We start from the raw sequence: 14,445 nt of genomic DNA, 5'->3' as shown, positions 1-14,445 counted from the left end.
GGCCATAATCGCCGTTTGACGCGTTTTGTTCAAGGGGTTGACCTTAATTGTTGGGTTACCCGTAGGTATCGCGTGGACCACGCCCTGGAATTGATCTGGGACCCTTTTTCCAGGAAGGAGCGTTAGGCCCCTGGAAACGAATTGATTGAATGCCTGCGTCCGGGTACCGATTCGCAATGTGTTCCATGATCACATTACGCATCAGTCGCAATTGGGTGGCCCAGGCAGTGGATTCGCAGTGCACCGTGAGCACGCCGTCGTCGATGCCGGCCGGGGTCGAATGGTTAGCGGTTTCTTCACCGGCCAGCTCCGTCCAGGACGCCAAAAGTTCGGACTGGGCCAGCGGTGAGTTCCATCCCAGCTGCATGGTCAGCGAATTGATCGTGTCGCCCAGACCACGCGGGTCTCGTCCGATCCCGAAGGGAACACTCGAGCCGGCCACCGGCGCAATTCGTTTGCGGCCGCGTGAGCGCCTGGCGTTGGGATCCCCGAAAATGCTCTTGAAGCGCAGGTAGACCTGTGCAGCTTCACTGGTACCAGATTCCACCGACTCGAAGGTTTCGGTTGTTTCACGTGGAACATTTTCTTCAGCCATCGATGACAGCTCCGGCATGAATGTGAATGGTGTGCGCCACGAGAGCCGGCGGAACATCCTCGAGTACCGCGGCAGTGATCAAGACCTGCTCGAACGACCCAATCGCGGCGGCCAGCCGGGCCCGACGCTGCAGGTCGAGCTCGGCAAAAACGTCATCGAGAATGAGGACCGGGTCGCCACTGGCTGATTCCTGCCGCAATAACTGAGCGGATGCGAGTTTCAATGACAAGGCGAAAGACCACGACTCCCCGTGGCTGGCATATCCCTTGGCCGGCAGGGCATTGAGCATGAAGACCAGGTCATCGCGGTGCGGTCCGGCGAGGGTGATGCCCCGTTCCAACTCACGTTTTCGCAATCCGCCCAGCGCCGCTCGAAAGATCTCATTGGTAGATGACTCCACCGAAGCCGCGGATTGCTGGACGCTGGCAGTAACCACGCCGAGGTCGGCGTCTTCGTCGGCACCAAGGATGCTGAGGCTCGCTACCAGCGCCGGACCATGATCTTCATTCACGACAGCACGATAGGCCGCGCGCAACGGTTCACCAAGCTGCTGCACGAGTTTGGCGCGTTCATCTATGATTTCCGAGCCGAACTCCACCAGCCGTTCATCCCAGATATCGAGTGTTGATAGCTGATTTCCGCGCATTCCCGAGGACCGGGCCGATTTGAGAAGAGTATTGCGCTGTTTGAGCACCCGGTCGTAATCGCTGAGCACTGCGGCTAATCGCGGGCTGCGCAGCACCAACAGCTGATCCAGAAACTTACGACGCCCCGAAGGATCACCGCGCACGAGGGCAAGGTCCTCAGGAGCAAACACCACACTCGAAAAATAGCGGGGCAGATCGCGGGTCTTGATGACCGATCGGTTGACCTGCGCCCGGTTTTGCCCAGCACGGTTCAGCTGTACCTCGGCCAGGATATCCCGTCCGTTGTATTCGAGCCGGGCCCGAATAATGCCGGCATCCTGCCCGGACCGAATCATGGCTTTGTCGGTGGAAACTCGGTGTGATCCGAGCGTGCTGAGAAAGCCGAGCGCCTCGACCAGGTTAGTTTTGCCCTGGCCGTTCCTGCCGACGATGAGGTTCGGGCCGGAAACGAAACCAACCTCGGCGTTCGCATAGTTGCGAAAGTCGGTCAGAGAGAGGTGGGTGACCCGCACCGGGGTTAGCGCAGCAGCAGGTTGGGCTGCAGCAGGTACTTGTAGCTGTCCACTCCGGCCTGCTCGCGCGAGGTCTGGCTGGTGATCAATACCGGCCCGGGCTTATTCGGGTTTTCCGTTTTCGTGAACGAAATGCGCACGAATTCCGAGTGCACGGCGCTGAGTCCGTCCAGGAGGAACTGCGGCTTGAGTGAGACGACGGTCTCGGTGCCGGAGAGAATCGCATCGATGGTTTCCGAAGCCTGGGCCTGCTCAGATCCGACAGCTTCGAGGGTGACACCGTCGGTGGCGAAGGTAAAACGCAGTGCGGCCTCACGTTCCAACACGAGCTGAACGCGCCGGGTGGCTTCGATCAGGTCGGCCGTGTTCATCACCGCGTAGTTGTCAACGGTGGCCGGGAACAGGCGACGAACCGGGGGAAAATTACCCTTGATCAGCAGCGACGTGACGGTCTTCTTGTTCGCGGTGAACGCGATCAGTTCGCGGTCATCACTGTTCGTGATGGAAACCGAAATGGTTCCGCTGTGACCGAAGGTCTTGCCTACTTCCTGCAGGGTACGGGCCGGCACAAGTGCGGTGATTGTTACCGTTTCACTGCCGGCAGTATTGCTACCCGGATCCCAATCAATTTCACGAACCGCGACACGGTAGCGGTCGGTTGCGACAAGGCTCAGGCTGTTCTCCGTGACCTCGAGCTGCACCCCGGTGATGACGGGGGTAACGTCGTCGCGCGAGGCAGCGACGGCAACCTGGGCGATAGCGGCCGCGAATTCCTCAGCCGGTACCAGGCCGGACTGCGTGGTGACCACCGGAATGCTCGGATATTCCTCAACCGGCATGGACAGCAGGGTGAAGCTCGCGGATCCACAGCTGACCTTGATGCGTGAATTTTCCGTAGAGAAGCGCACGGGAGCGTTGGGGAGGCGGCTGGCGATTTCGGCGAGAAGTCGGCCGGAGACGAGAACCTTTCCGGTCTCTTCGACCTCGGCCACGATCTCCGTCTGAGCGGAGACCTCATAGTCGAACGACGAGAGGATCAAGCCCGTGGCGGTCGCCTCGATGAGGACACCACTCAGGATCGGCAGGGTCGTGCGTTGGGGCAGAAGTTTGACCGCGAAGGAAACTGCTTCGCTGAAGACATCCCGATTGGCCTGAAATCTCACGAAACATTCCTTGCGTTCGATGGGCGGATGGGTGGGCCTCAATGCTAGCCGTTGTCACAGGTCTCATCGGTACCGTGTTGGTTTGAGGGACCTGGCACTCAAGGTTGTCGGCTGGATCACGGTTAAAGAATTCTTGTTAATCTTCTTAACCGTTGTGGAAACTGTGGATAACTCTGTGAAAAGCCCTCAGGCATTGGGAACTACACGTTTGTAAGTTGTGGGCGAGTTGTGGAAGTTTGTCATTCGTTTGAGCAAGCACAACTCTTGGTAATTACAAGTTTCTACAGGCAGGCCTCGAGTTTCTACAGGCGACGACCGGTTATGTGAGTTAATTCCACAGGGTTATCCACAGGTGTGAAAACTAAAAAAATTTCGGCCCCTGCGGGTCAAAACTCGTCAGAGCTTCCCGAGGGGCCGAAATTTACCGAGCTGAAGTCGGTGAACACTACTTGTATCGATGGTCCTGCTTGATGCGGTTGGTCAGCTCGGTAACCTGGTTATAGATCGATCGGCGCTCCTTCATGAGTTCGCTGATCTTCTTGTTCGCATACATCACCGTCGTGTGGTCACGATTGCCGAACAGCTGACCGATCTTGGGTAGGGATAGGTTGGTCAGCTCACGGCACAGGTACATTGCGATCTGGCGCGCAGTGGCAATTGCCTGAGATCGGCTGGACCCGTAAAGATCGTCGACGGACAGTTTGAAGTAGTTGGCCGTGTTCGTGATGATGTCGACCGGAGCGATGACGTTGTCCTCATCCAGGGTGATCAAGTCCTTGAGCACCGTCTGCACCAGATCCATGTCCACCGGCGTGCGATTGAGGCTTGCAAAAGCGGTGACCCGAATCAGAGTCCCTTCCAATTCTCGAATGTTGGAGGAGACCTTCGACGCCATGAACTCGAGAATGTCATGGGGAACCTGCAGCTTCTCGCTCTGGGCCTTCTTGCGCAAAATAGCAATGCGGGTCTCGAGGTCGGGAGCCTGGACATCCGTGATCAGGCCCCACTCGAAACGGCTGCGCATACGGTCTTCGAAGCCGGTGAGGTGTTTCGGTGGCAAATCGCTCGTGATCACCACCTGCTTGTTGTGGTCGTGCAGGGTATTGAAGGTGTGAAAGAAGGCTTCCTGGGTTTCAGCTTTGTTCTGCAGAAACTGGATGTCATCGATCATGAGGATGTCGATGTTGCGATACCGAGCCTGAAAGGCTGATCCGCGGTTGTTCGCGATGGAGTTGATGAAGTCGTTGGTGAACTCTTCTGAGCTGACATAACGCACGCGGATGCCCGGGTACAGGCTCATGGCGTAGTGACCGATTGCGTGCAGGAGGTGAGTCTTGCCCAGCCCCGACGACCCGTAGATGAAAAGTGGATTGTAGGCCTTGGCCGGCGCCTCAGCCACGGCCACAGCCGCAGCGTGCGCGAATCTGTTCGATTGGCCGATCACAAAGTTATCAAAACTGTACTTAGGGTTCAGCCGGGTTTCGTGCGGCTGCGCCGGAACCGCACCCTCGAATATGGATTGCGGCGGGGCCGGGGTGATGACATCGGGCGGCGTCAACGTCTGTTGCACGGGTCGCAGGGATTCCTGCTCGAGTTCAGGGTTGACGACCACATAGAAGGTCGACACGGCGGTGGCTTCGTCGAGCTGGCCCATCGCGGTCAGCAGCGGGACCCGCATCCGCTGGTTGAGCATACTGGCCGTGAACTCGTTGGGGACTTCGAGATAGAAGGTTCCGGCAGCGATGCCCTTCGGCTCGACCAGACTGAGAAACCCGTAAAGCATGGGCGTGATCGTAGCGTCGGATTCCAACGTGGTCAGAACGGACCGCCAGGTTTCGGCTATCGGCGCTTCTACGTCTGCCATTGTTCCTACAATCTGTATATTTCGAGGTTTTCACTGTTGGACCGTGGCGGGCGAGTGTGCGGGGCCGGTCTTGAACCAGTCAAACCAACGTCCCTGGGCCAGCACGGCGCGCGTTCTAGAGCCTGGTTCGAAATCTGGGTTCGAGTTCAGCGTTAAAGTTATCCACCGCTTGTGTATAAAACTGACCTAATTCTCAGGTTGATGCCACCAACTTGTGGATAACTTGTCTTTACGGTAGTCAATCCCGCTCAGCGAGGCGAATTCAACAGTGACCTGCCTTCTCCGCTTGGTATCTGTGTTGGAGTCATTATTGTGGAGAATCGGCCGATTCGGTGCCTGAGTTTGACCAGAAGGGGCCGAGGCCGTAGTTTTAATCAGTTGACCCCATCCCGCGGGCTTCCGACTCCTGTGCGCGCTGCTGTTCTGGGCGAGCGGAATTTGGCCAGCGGTGATTCAAATACGTGGAGATTGAACTATGAGCAAGAGAACCTTCCAGCCGAACAACCGTCGTCGCGCCAAGGTGCACGGCTTCCGACTGCGTATGCGCACCCGTGCAGGCCGCGCCATCCTCGGTGCTCGCCGTCGCAAGGGTCGCACCGAACTCTCCGCGTAGGCCAGAGTCTGCCTACGTTCGGTGTGGTCGCCAGGTTCTCGTGCTCGCTCACGTAAATCGCATCACGAGCGGCAGCGACTATCAAGGCGTCGTTCGGCGCGGTGTGCGGATCGTCGGTGCGCACACCGTTCTTTATGTACGAAAGAGCGCTCAGGTCCCTTCGGGTGCTGCCAGCGCTCCGGCACGGTTCGGCTTCATTGTCGCAAAGAATGTAGGTGACGCCGTGAGGCGCAATCTCGTTCGCCGCCGCCTCAAGGCGGTCACGTACGAACTGCTCTCTCTGGTTATGCCAGGAACGGATGTCGTCATCCGTGCTTTACCTTCGGCGCAAGGTGTTGCCTGGCTGACTCTGCGCAACGAAGTCGAACGCTCACTCGCTCGCTCACTTCCGGTGCGAAAGGGCAGCGCGGGCCGATGAACCCGATAGTCACGACGATCATCCTGATACCCCGCAATGTGGGCGTCGTGATTCTTCGCGTGTATCGAGCCGTGATTTCTCCGCTGTACGGAGATGTGTGCCGGTTTTACCCGTCTTGCTCGGCCTTTGCACTGGGGGCCGTTCAGGAACACGGGCTAGCGTGGGGAAGCGCCCTCGCTGCGCGCAGACTGAGCCATTGTCATCCGTGGTCTGAGGGCGGCATTGATGATGTACCCCTCAAAAGCAAGCGTCGCTACCGCGTGACGTCGTTCGGTTTTGTCGTTGCACCCAGCCACGGAAAGGGCTAACCCACAGTATGGACCTCATAGGTACGATCCTCTGGCCTCTGAAATGGGTGGTCGAGCTGCTGCTCGTCGCCTTCCACTGGCTGTTTTCCCAGATGGGAATCGCGGGACTGGGCTACGACGACGGTCTCACGTGGGTACTGTCCATCGTCGGCCTCGTTCTGGTCGTGCGCGCTGCCCTCATTCCCATCTTCGTGCGGCAGATCAAGAGCCAGCGCAAGATGCTCGAGGTGGCCCCGCAGCTCAAGAAGATCCAGGACAAGTACAAGGGCAAGAAGGACCAGTTCTCGCGTGAGGCCATGTCCCGCGAGACCATGGCCATGTACAAGAAGACGGGGACCAACCCGCTCAGTTCCTGCCTGCCCCTGCTCTTGCAGATGCCGATCTTCTTCGCCCTGTTCTCGGTGCTGAACGATGCCCAGCGCTCCACCCGCGGCGTCGGCCCCCTCAACCAGAGCCTTGCCGAGAGCTTCGGCAATGCGACGTTGTTCGGTAATGCCCCCTTGCACGACACCTTCGCCTCGCAGTGGTCGCTGTGGACCGCCGGTGACCCCTTCAACGGCACCGTCATGATCATCGCGGCCACCATGGTCGTGCTCATGACCGCGTCGCAGTTCATCACGCAGCTGCAGATCGTCTCCAAGAACATGTCGCCGGAGACCAAGGCGAGTCCAATGTTCAAGCAGCAGCGCATCATGCTCTACCTACTCCCCCTCGTCTTCGCCTTCTCCGGTGTGGCCTTCCCGCTGGGTGTCATGTTCTACTGGCTCACCTCGAACTTCTGGACCATGATTCAGCAGTTCCTGGTCATCCGAAACATGCCGACGCCCGGCAGTGAGGCCGCTAAGGCCCGCGAGGAGCGTCTGGCACGTAAGGGTAAGCTCATCGCGACCGATGGTGACATCATTGTCGTGGACGAGCCTGCCAAGCCCGTGCAGCGCCAGCAGCCGGTCGGTAAGGCCCGCGCCAAGAAGCAAACCGGCCCCAAGAAGTAGTGGAGAACACCGTGACGGACAAGACCGGCCTCAGTGAAGCAGACACTGTCGTAAGCGCCACTGACACTGGCGGTGCCGTCCCCACAGCTCCCGTCACACCAACGGATGCCTCCCCCACTTCATCTCAGACGGGAAGCCTCACCGAGGTTCCCCTCACGACCGATCAGCTCGAGCGTGAGGGTGATATCGCCGCGGACTACATCGAGGAATTCCTCGATATCTGCGACCTGGACGGCGATATCGATATCGATGCCCGCAACGGGCGGGCCTACCTTTCGGTCAAAGCTTCGGATGCCGACAATCTGCGCGTGCTCTCCAAGCCGGAAACGGTCAATGCCCTGCAGGAACTGACGCGTCTCGCCGTACAGAATAAGACGGGTTCGTTTTCCCGTTTGATCCTGGATATTGGTGGATCTCGTGAGGTGCGCGAGGCTGAACTCGCCACGCTCGTGGCGCGTGCGATCCTGCGGATTGAGGGTGGCGCGACCGAAGCTGACCTGCCTGCTATGTCTTCTTACGAGCGCAAACTCGTGCACGACATCGTTGCCGCCAGTGGCGGGTACCGGTCTGAGTCCTCCGGCGAGGGTCGCGACCGCCACACCGTCATCACCGCAGCCTAGTCTCGTTGGTCATGTCGCAATCTGTCACTCCGGAGCCGATCGATGCAGTACCCGGCACCATCGAGGCCGTCGAGCTCGAAACGGAGCCAGCCGTTGCGGCTGACCTGTTTGGTCCCCAGATCGATGTTATTCGCTCATTTATCATTAATTTGGCTGATCAGGGCGAAATTCTTGGCCTGATCGGCCCACTGGAACTTCCCCGCCTCTGGTCGCGCCACATCCTGAACTGCGTCATTGTTGCACCATTATTGAGTCCCGGTCTCGTTGGCGATGTGGGCTCTGGTGCCGGCCTCCCCGGTCTGGTACTGGCTATCGCGCGACCCGACGTGAATTTCGTGCTGATCGAACCGATGGAACGCCGGGTGGCCTGGCTGAACGACCAGGTCGCAGCCCTACACCTGACAAACGTGACCGTGTTGCGGGCGCGCGCCGAGGAAGCGCGGCTGGAGCATCCGCTGGATCAAGTGACCGCCCGCGCTGTGAGTGCGTTCAGTAAGCTCATTCCCCTGACGGCACCCCTGCTGCGCACCGGTGGGGAACTCATTCTCATGAAGGGCGAGGGAGCTCAGCGTGAGGTGGAGGCCGCCGCAAAGCCCATTCGCAAATATCGTTTGCGCGATGTCGAGGTCATCACCCTCGGCGCGGGCGTATTGCCGGAGGTAACCCGGGTCATCCGGGCTACAGTGGACTAGTCCCGTGGGTCGCCAAATTTGGTGTTCGGGAGTCCCTTTCTGGTGTCTCATCAACCGTCGAGCGTAAAGGTTTCACGTGAAACATCCTGCTGAAGATCAGCGCACGGGTAAGGCGGCGGGGTTCGACGGTACAACGCCGCTCGCCCGCGAGATCGCTGAATTGACGCGACGGCGCCAGGTTATCGCGGCCGGAGAATTGCCCAAACCCGACAAGACCCGGGTGCTGACGATCTCCAACCAGAAGGGCGGGGTCGGTAAGACCACGACCGCCGTCAATCTGGCCGCAGCCCTCGCCCGGCAGGGTGCGCGCGTTCTGGTCATCGACCTCGACCCACAGGGCAACGCGTCAACGGCCCTGGGCGTTGAGCACCGCGCGGAGACACCGAGCGTCTACGACGTCATCATTAACGACATGCCCATGGATGAGGTCGTGCAGAAGAGCCCCGAGTTCGGTGCCCTGTTCTGTGTCCCCGCCACGATCCACTTGGCCGGAGCGGAGATCGAACTGGTCTCACTCGTCGCGCGTGAGCAGCGTCTTCGCCGCGCCCTCGATCTCTACCTGGCCGAGATGGCCGAGCCCTACGACTATGTCTTCATTGATTGCCCACCCTCGCTTGGGCTGCTGACCATCAATGCCTTCGTGGCTGCCCGCGAGGTTCTCATTCCCATTCAGTGCGAGTATTACGCGCTTGAGGGGCTCAGTCAACTGCTCAAGAACATCGCTCTGATCGAGAAGCACTTGAACCCCGACCTGGTTGTCTCCACGATTTTGCTCACCATGTATGACAGCCGCACCAATCTGGCGACCCAGGTTGCCCAGGAAGTGCGCGATCACTTCCCCAAAGAGGTGTTGAATACCGCGATTCCGCGCTCTGTACGCGTTTCTGAGGCCCCGAGCTACGGCCAGAGTGTCGTCAGCTACGACCTCAACTCCGCAGGATCGCTCTCGTACCTCGAAGCTGCTGCAGAAATGGCCCATCGAGGGGCTCCCCGAACAGAAGATAAGCCCCAAATGAAAGATAAGTACTAATGGCGAAAAGAACGGGCCTCGGCCGCGGTATCGGCGCACTCATCCCGGTGCAGGACGACGCGTCGGCTCCCCGACCGGTCGACGTCTTCTTTCCCCGCGCTGTTTCACGTGAAACGGATGCCTCCCCCGAGCTGGTTCCGGTGCCCGGTGCGCGTCTGGCCCACCTGAACCCGCAGGACATTGTGCCCAACCGCGCGCAGCCGCGAACTATTTTCGATGAGGATGACCTTGCCGAGCTCGTGCACAGCATTCGCGAAGTCGGTGTCCTGCAGCCGATCGTCGTGCGGCCGTTGCCGGATGAGCCGGGCAAATATGAACTCGTCATGGGTGAGCGGCGTTTGCGCGCAACCAAAGAGGTCGGGCTCGGCACCATTCCGGCCGTCGTGCGTGAAACCGCTGACGTCGACATGCTGCGCGACGCGTTGTTGGAGAACCTGCACCGGGCCCAGCTGAATCCGCTCGAAGAAGCATCCGCGTATCAGCAGCTTCTCGCTGACTTTGGCATCACTCAGGAAGAATTAGCGACTCGCATCGGTCGTTCGCGGCCGCAGATCACCAACACCCTGCGCCTGTTGAAACTGCCCGAGCCTGTGCAACTGCGCGTGGCCGCCGGAGTGCTGTCGGCTGGGCACGCGCGGGCAATTCTGTCAGTGGGTGACTTAGCCGGCATGCTGCGCTTGGCTGACAAGATCGTCGAAGAGGATCTGTCAGTGCGCGCGGCCGAAGCTGCGGCGACCGGTGTGCCGAAACTGGTAACGCCTAAGCCGCTTCCCGGTCGACGCCAGGGACACCTCGATGAAATCGCTGAGCATCTCGGGGATCGACTCGACACCCGCGTCAAAATCAATCTCGGCGCCAGAAAAGGCCAGATCACAGTGGATTTCGCCACGATTGGTGACCTCAACCGTATTCTCACGGTTCTCGGTGAACCGGGCTTCAGCGCAAACTAGTTTCGCTCTTGCGGCGTCCAGTTTCACGTGAAACATCTGAATCTCGTTCACTCGCAAGCGATCACCTCGATCGGCGGGCTGTGCTCATCGAGCCTATCGGCCGCCACGGGCGTCCCTCGAGCTTTCTGGGGATACCGAGGGTACGGAGTTTCACGTGAAACATGTCCGGCGATGTTTCACGTGAAACGGAAGAGCTACGGAGCGGTCAGGGCGTTGGTAGCCAAGGCGGAGTAGGTGAAACCGAGGGTCCGGTCGGTGGCTTCGATAGCCTGCGGCACCAGGGATGTTTCCGTCAGGCCTGGAAGCACATTGACCTCCAGGAACCATGCGGTACCAGCGGCGTCGACAATGAGGTCGACGCGGCTCAGATGGCGGAGGCCGAGCAGAGCATGAATGGCGACCGCTGTTGTGGAAACTGCCGCCGAGGCCGTGTCGGGGAGGCGAGCCGGTGTGTAGAAGTCCGTCTCGCCGGCGTTGTACCGTGCCTCGAAGCTGTAGACGCCATCGACGGGCACGATTTCAATGATCGGCAGGGCGGTGGGCCCTGTTCCGGTGTCAATCACCGCCACCGTGACCTCAGTGCCGTCGATATAGGCCTCAACGAGGGCCGTGTTGGCGTAGGTGTAGGCATCAACCATGGCGCGGGGCAGATCGGCGGCGCTGCGCACGATCGTGACCCCCTGCGAGGAACCGCCCTGAGCGGGCTTAACGACCAGGGGCAGGCCGATCGCGCCGATCAGGTGCTCAAGCACACTCGTGGCACCGAGGTCTCGAAACGTCTCGGTCGAAAGCGCGATGGCCGGGGGAGTGGCGAAGCCAGCTCGTCGCACGAGTTCCTTGGCCGTGCCCTTGTTCCACGCCAAGGCGGCGGCGGGTCCAGTTGAGCCAAGAAATGGGATGCCGGTGGTTTCCAGCAGGGAGAGCAGGGCGCCATCCTCACCAGTAGCTCCGTGCAGGGTTGGCCAAATCAGGTCGGGGGCCTGCTCGGTGAGGGTGGTGAGCAGGCTGGATCCGGGGTCGATCACGGTGACTGTGTGGCCCTCATCTGTGAGGGCATCCGCTACGCGGCGCCCTGAGCGTAGCGAAACATCGCGTTCGTGGGAGATTCCGCCGGCCAAAATAACGATATTGAGGGAGTTGAATTCGCTCATGATCAGGTTTTTCCCTAGCTTGGTGTCAGTGAACGGGGAAATCTAGGAGATGTTGGCCGGTGGACCGGCGTAGCGCTGATTATTGGCGTCGGTCCGGTCCGGGGCGGCGCCCAGCGCTCCCGTGCCGGCAAAGGTGTCCAGCAGATCAAGCTCGCCGCGAAGGACCGTGGCGAGACGACGGATGCCGACCCGAATGCTCTCAGGAGTGGGATAGCAGAAGGCGAGACGCATGTTTTGGCGCCCGTCACCATCGGCATAAAACGCGGTCCCGGGCGTGTAGGCCACAAGTTCCTTAACCGCGCGAGGCAGCATGGCTTTGGAATCGAGCTGTTCGGGCAGGGTGACCCAGACATAGAACCCGCCAGTGGGGTTGGTCCAGGTCAAATCGGGGAGGTATTCCTCGAGGGCAGCCAGCATGGCGTTTTTGCGCTCGTGATAAACACCGCGGAAGGTGTTGATTTGCCCCTTCCAGTCGGCGGTGGAGAGGTATTCCGAGATGACCATCTGGGTGAAGGAGCTGGGGGAGAGTACGGCCGCCTCATTGGCAAGCACGAGTTTCTCTCGGATCGCGTGCGGGGCGAGTGCCCAGCCAACCCGAAAGCCGGGAGCCAGGGTCTTGGAGAAGGTCCCCAGGTAGACGACACCGTCGCGTTCGAGTGAGCGAATGGCATCCGGTGCCTGCTTGTCAAAGTAAAGCAGGCCGTAGGGATTGTCCTCGAGTACGAGGATGTTGTTCGAGCGGCAGATCTCGAGAATCTCTATGCGCCGTGCCCAGCTGAGGGTAACGCCGGCCGGATTGTGAAAACTGGGGATCGTGTAGAGAAACTTGATGGTGCGCCCGGCGGCCTTGAGAGCCGCGATGTGCTCGGTCAGGGCAGCCGGAATCAGGCCGTTCTCGTCCATCGGAACGTGATCGACCTCGGCCTGGTATGACTTGAAGATCACCATGGCGGTGACGTAGCTTGGGCCTTCGGAGATGACGACATCTCCGGGGTTCAAGAACAACTTGCTGACCAGTTCCAGGGCGTGTTGGGAACCGGTGGTCACGACCACGTCGTCGGCGTTGGCCTTGATTCCTTCGAGGGCCATGACGTCGAGAATTTGCTCACGCAGTAAGGGAACTCCCTGACCAGAGCCATATTGCAGGGCGGTAGAACCCTTTTCGCGCATGACGCGGTCCATGGCATTGATCACGAGGTCCTGGGGCAGGGCTGCGACGTATGGCATTCCGCCGGCGAGGGAGACGACTTCGGGGCGCGATGCCACGGCGAATAGCGCGCGCACCTCGGAGGCCTTGAGGCCGGCGGCCCGATCGGCGTAGTGGTGGTACCACGGGTCGAGGTTGTTGCCGCCCTGCACAGTATTGGTCTGCACAGGCCCGGACTGCGTGTTATCTGCAGTGGAGCCTTGAATTGTCACGTCACCTATCCGTTCTGCTGTCGTCTTCATCGTATGGGGTGACCCCGGGCACGAAAAAACCCGACCGGCGTAGGCCGGGCGGGTTCTTTCGCGTGCGAGCGGACTAGACCAGGTAGTCAGCCAGGTCCTTCTCGAGCTGCGGCTTGGGCTTGGCGCCGATGACGGTCTTGACGACCTCGCCCTTCTGGAAGACCTTCATGGCCGGGATGGAGGTGATCTGGTACTTGGCAGCGAGGGCTGGGTGCTCGTCGACATTGAGCTTGACGATGTCGAGCTTGTCCGAGTTCTCGGCCGCGATCTGGTCGAGAATCGGGCTGACGGCGCGGCAGGGGCCACACCACTCGGCCCAGAAGTCCACCAGAACGGTCTTCTCGTTGTTGATGACTTCTTGTTCGAAGTTGGCTTCGGTGACGGATCGTGCGGTCATTCGGTGCTCCTTAGTTAGCTGAAACGAGTTCGGTGTCGCCGGCCTGGGCCAGCAAATCGGAGGGGAGGGTGCTGAGGTAGTGCTCGGCATCGAGGGCAGCCGCGCAGCCGGAGCCGGCCGCTGTGATGGCCTGACGGTAGCTGGAATCAATGACGTCACCGGCTGCGAAGACACCGGCTTGGCTGGTGAGCGACGACCGGCCCGCGACGGCAATGGTGCCATCGGGGGTGAGGTCGAGCTGCTTGTGCACGAGGTGTGTGCGCGGGTCGTTGCCGATCGCCACGAACACGCCGCCGACCGGAAGGCTGCTCTCGGTGCCGGAGACCGTGTCGCGCAGGGTGAGTCCGTCGACAGCGTCGGTGCCGGTGATGCCGACGACTTCGGAGTTCCAGGTGAACTCGATCTTGTCATTGGCGAAAGCACGTTCCTGCATGATCTTGGAGGCACGCAGCTCGCCCTTGCGGTGGATGACGTGCACCTTGGAGGCGAACCGGGTGAGGAACGTGGCTTCCTCCATGGCGGAGTCACCGCCGCCGATGACGGCGATTTCCTTGCCCTTGAAGAAGAACCCGTCGCAGGTGGCACACCAGGAGACACCGCGGCCGGACAGGCGTTCTTCGTCGCTGAGGCCGAGCTTGCGGTAGGCGGAACCAGTGGCAAAAATCACCGTGAGTGCCTGCTCTACGTCGCCGTTGCCGAGGCTAACCGTCTTGATCGGGCCAGACAGGTCAACCGATTCGACGTCGTCGTAGACGACCTCAGTGCCGAAGCGTTCTGCCTGCTCCTGCATCTTGGTCATGAGGTCGGGTCCCTGTACGCCCTCTGGGAAGCCTGGAAAGTTCTCGACGTCGGTTGTATTCATCAATTCACCGCCGGCCTCCACCGAACTGGCAATCAGAAGCGGTTTGAGGTTGGCCCGCGCGGCATAGATAGCCGCGGTATAGCCAGCCGGTCCGGAACCGATGATGATGATCTGACGCACGCGCACACTCCTTGCAGTGGTGGACAAGACGGGAAAAACCCCGGCTCACGTTTCGATACAAC

The 14,445-nt window shown here is 60.1% G+C and carries 16 protein-coding genes; 8 read left to right on the top strand and 8 right to left on the bottom strand.

What is annotated here, in order from left to right; translation table 11 throughout:
* Positions 1-55: 55 nt before the first annotated feature.
* The 4 genes from CJ028_RS08120 to dnaA all read right to left on the bottom strand — a co-directional run bounded on the left by CJ028_RS08120 (position 56) and on the right by dnaA (position 4,781).
* A complete protein-coding gene (locus tag CJ028_RS08120; protein WP_105034754.1) occupies positions 56-595 on the bottom strand; it encodes a DciA family protein in 540 nt (179 codons plus the stop codon).
* Positions 588-1,754 (bottom strand): DNA replication/repair protein RecF, encoded by a 1,167-nt coding sequence (gene recF / locus CJ028_RS08115; RefSeq protein WP_105034753.1) that lies wholly within the window; start codon positions 1,752-1,754, stop codon positions 588-590. The genes CJ028_RS08120 and recF overlap by 8 nt, the downstream gene beginning before the upstream one ends.
* Positions 1,755-1,759: 5 nt before the next feature.
* The gene (dnaN, locus tag CJ028_RS08110; RefSeq protein WP_105034752.1) at positions 1,760-2,917 is read right to left on the bottom strand and encodes a DNA polymerase III subunit beta; all 1,158 of its coding nucleotides are present in this window, start codon (positions 2,915-2,917) and stop codon (positions 1,760-1,762) included.
* 445 nt (positions 2,918-3,362) lie between these two features.
* Positions 3,363-4,781, bottom strand: coding sequence for a chromosomal replication initiator protein DnaA (dnaA, locus tag CJ028_RS08105; RefSeq protein WP_105034751.1), 1,419 nt, complete (start codon positions 4,779-4,781; stop codon positions 3,363-3,365).
* A 475-nt stretch (positions 4,782-5,256) separates the two neighbouring features.
* Here dnaA and rpmH point away from each other — a divergent pair, with 475 nt between their 5' ends.
* The 8 genes from rpmH (at position 5,257) to CJ028_RS08065 (ending at position 10,404) form a co-directional block, all read left to right on the top strand.
* Positions 5,257-5,394: a 50S ribosomal protein L34 gene (gene rpmH / locus CJ028_RS08100; protein ID WP_010204566.1), complete on the top strand. Its 138-nt coding sequence runs from the start codon at positions 5,257-5,259 to the stop codon at positions 5,392-5,394.
* 40 nt (positions 5,395-5,434) lie between these two features.
* On the top strand, positions 5,435-5,812 hold the full coding sequence (gene rnpA, locus CJ028_RS08095) for a ribonuclease P protein component (RefSeq protein ID WP_105034750.1): 378 nt from the start codon (positions 5,435-5,437) through the stop codon (positions 5,810-5,812).
* Positions 5,809-6,120, top strand: coding sequence for a membrane protein insertion efficiency factor YidD (gene yidD, locus CJ028_RS08090; RefSeq protein WP_105034749.1), 312 nt, complete (start codon positions 5,809-5,811; stop codon positions 6,118-6,120). Before rnpA ends, yidD begins: the two co-directional genes overlap by 4 nt.
* Before the next feature lie 8 nt (positions 6,121-6,128).
* On the top strand, positions 6,129-7,112 hold the full coding sequence (yidC, locus tag CJ028_RS08085) for a membrane protein insertase YidC (RefSeq protein ID WP_105034748.1): 984 nt from the start codon (positions 6,129-6,131) through the stop codon (positions 7,110-7,112).
* Between the two features lie 11 nt (positions 7,113-7,123).
* A complete protein-coding gene (locus CJ028_RS08080) occupies positions 7,124-7,732 on the top strand; it encodes a Jag family protein (RefSeq protein WP_105034868.1) in 609 nt (202 codons plus the stop codon).
* 11 nt (positions 7,733-7,743) lie between these two features.
* Positions 7,744-8,424, top strand: a complete 681-nt coding sequence (gene rsmG, locus CJ028_RS08075; protein ID WP_105034747.1) for a 16S rRNA (guanine(527)-N(7))-methyltransferase RsmG — start codon at positions 7,744-7,746, stop codon at positions 8,422-8,424.
* Between the two features lie 76 nt (positions 8,425-8,500).
* The gene (locus CJ028_RS08070) at positions 8,501-9,454 is read left to right on the top strand and encodes a ParA family protein (RefSeq protein WP_105034746.1); all 954 of its coding nucleotides are present in this window, start codon (positions 8,501-8,503) and stop codon (positions 9,452-9,454) included.
* Positions 9,454-10,404 (top strand): ParB/RepB/Spo0J family partition protein, encoded by a 951-nt coding sequence (locus CJ028_RS08065; protein ID WP_105034745.1) that lies wholly within the window; start codon positions 9,454-9,456, stop codon positions 10,402-10,404. The genes CJ028_RS08070 and CJ028_RS08065 overlap by 1 nt, the downstream gene beginning before the upstream one ends.
* A 194-nt stretch (positions 10,405-10,598) precedes the next feature.
* Here the strand turns inward: CJ028_RS08065 and CJ028_RS08060 are convergent, their stop codons facing one another.
* From CJ028_RS08060 to trxB, 4 genes are all read right to left on the bottom strand, one after another.
* The gene (locus CJ028_RS08060) at positions 10,599-11,555 is read right to left on the bottom strand and encodes a D-alanine--D-alanine ligase family protein (RefSeq protein ID WP_105034744.1); all 957 of its coding nucleotides are present in this window, start codon (positions 11,553-11,555) and stop codon (positions 10,599-10,601) included.
* A gap of 42 nt (positions 11,556-11,597) precedes the next feature.
* A complete protein-coding gene (locus CJ028_RS08055; protein WP_240607153.1) occupies positions 11,598-12,929 on the bottom strand; it encodes an aminotransferase-like domain-containing protein in 1,332 nt (443 codons plus the stop codon).
* Between the two features lie 148 nt (positions 12,930-13,077).
* A complete protein-coding gene (trxA, locus tag CJ028_RS08050; RefSeq protein WP_105034742.1) occupies positions 13,078-13,401 on the bottom strand; it encodes a thioredoxin in 324 nt (107 codons plus the stop codon).
* Positions 13,402-13,411: 10 nt separating this feature from the next.
* Complete coding sequence (gene trxB, locus CJ028_RS08045) at positions 13,412-14,383, bottom strand: thioredoxin-disulfide reductase (protein WP_105034741.1); 972 nt, start codon at positions 14,381-14,383, stop codon at positions 13,412-13,414.
* Positions 14,384-14,445: the final 62 nt, after the last annotated feature.

Origin of the sequence: Cryobacterium aureum, from assembly GCF_002954245.1 — a bacterium.
GTDB classification, from domain to species: Bacteria; Actinomycetota; Actinomycetes; order Actinomycetales; family Microbacteriaceae; genus Cryobacterium; species Cryobacterium aureum.
The sequence above is the reverse complement of the archived record's forward strand: the minus strand, read 5'-3'. Positions and strand labels throughout refer to the sequence as shown.

What these genes read in the sequence shown, in the direction of transcription:
- yidD (WP_105034749.1), top strand. Translation starts at nt 5,809, where the DNA reads ATGAACCCGATAGTCACGACGATCATCCTGATACCCCGCAATGTGGGC.
- trxA (WP_105034742.1), bottom strand. Translation starts at nt 13,401, where the DNA reads ATGACCGCACGATCCGTCACCGAAGCCAACTTCGAACAAGAAGTCATC.
- rsmG (WP_105034747.1), top strand. Translation starts at nt 7,744, where the DNA reads ATGTCGCAATCTGTCACTCCGGAGCCGATCGATGCAGTACCCGGCACC.
- CJ028_RS08065 (WP_105034745.1), top strand. Translation starts at nt 9,454, where the DNA reads ATGGCGAAAAGAACGGGCCTCGGCCGCGGTATCGGCGCACTCATCCCG.
- CJ028_RS08060 (WP_105034744.1), bottom strand. Translation starts at nt 11,555, where the DNA reads ATGAGCGAATTCAACTCCCTCAATATCGTTATTTTGGCCGGCGGAATC.
- rpmH (WP_010204566.1), top strand. Translation starts at nt 5,257, where the DNA reads ATGAGCAAGAGAACCTTCCAGCCGAACAACCGTCGTCGCGCCAAGGTG.
- dnaA (WP_105034751.1), bottom strand. Translation starts at nt 4,781, where the DNA reads ATGGCAGACGTAGAAGCGCCGATAGCCGAAACCTGGCGGTCCGTTCTG.
- yidC (WP_105034748.1), top strand. Translation starts at nt 6,129, where the DNA reads ATGGACCTCATAGGTACGATCCTCTGGCCTCTGAAATGGGTGGTCGAG.
- CJ028_RS08120 (WP_105034754.1), bottom strand. Translation starts at nt 595, where the DNA reads ATGGCTGAAGAAAATGTTCCACGTGAAACAACCGAAACCTTCGAGTCG.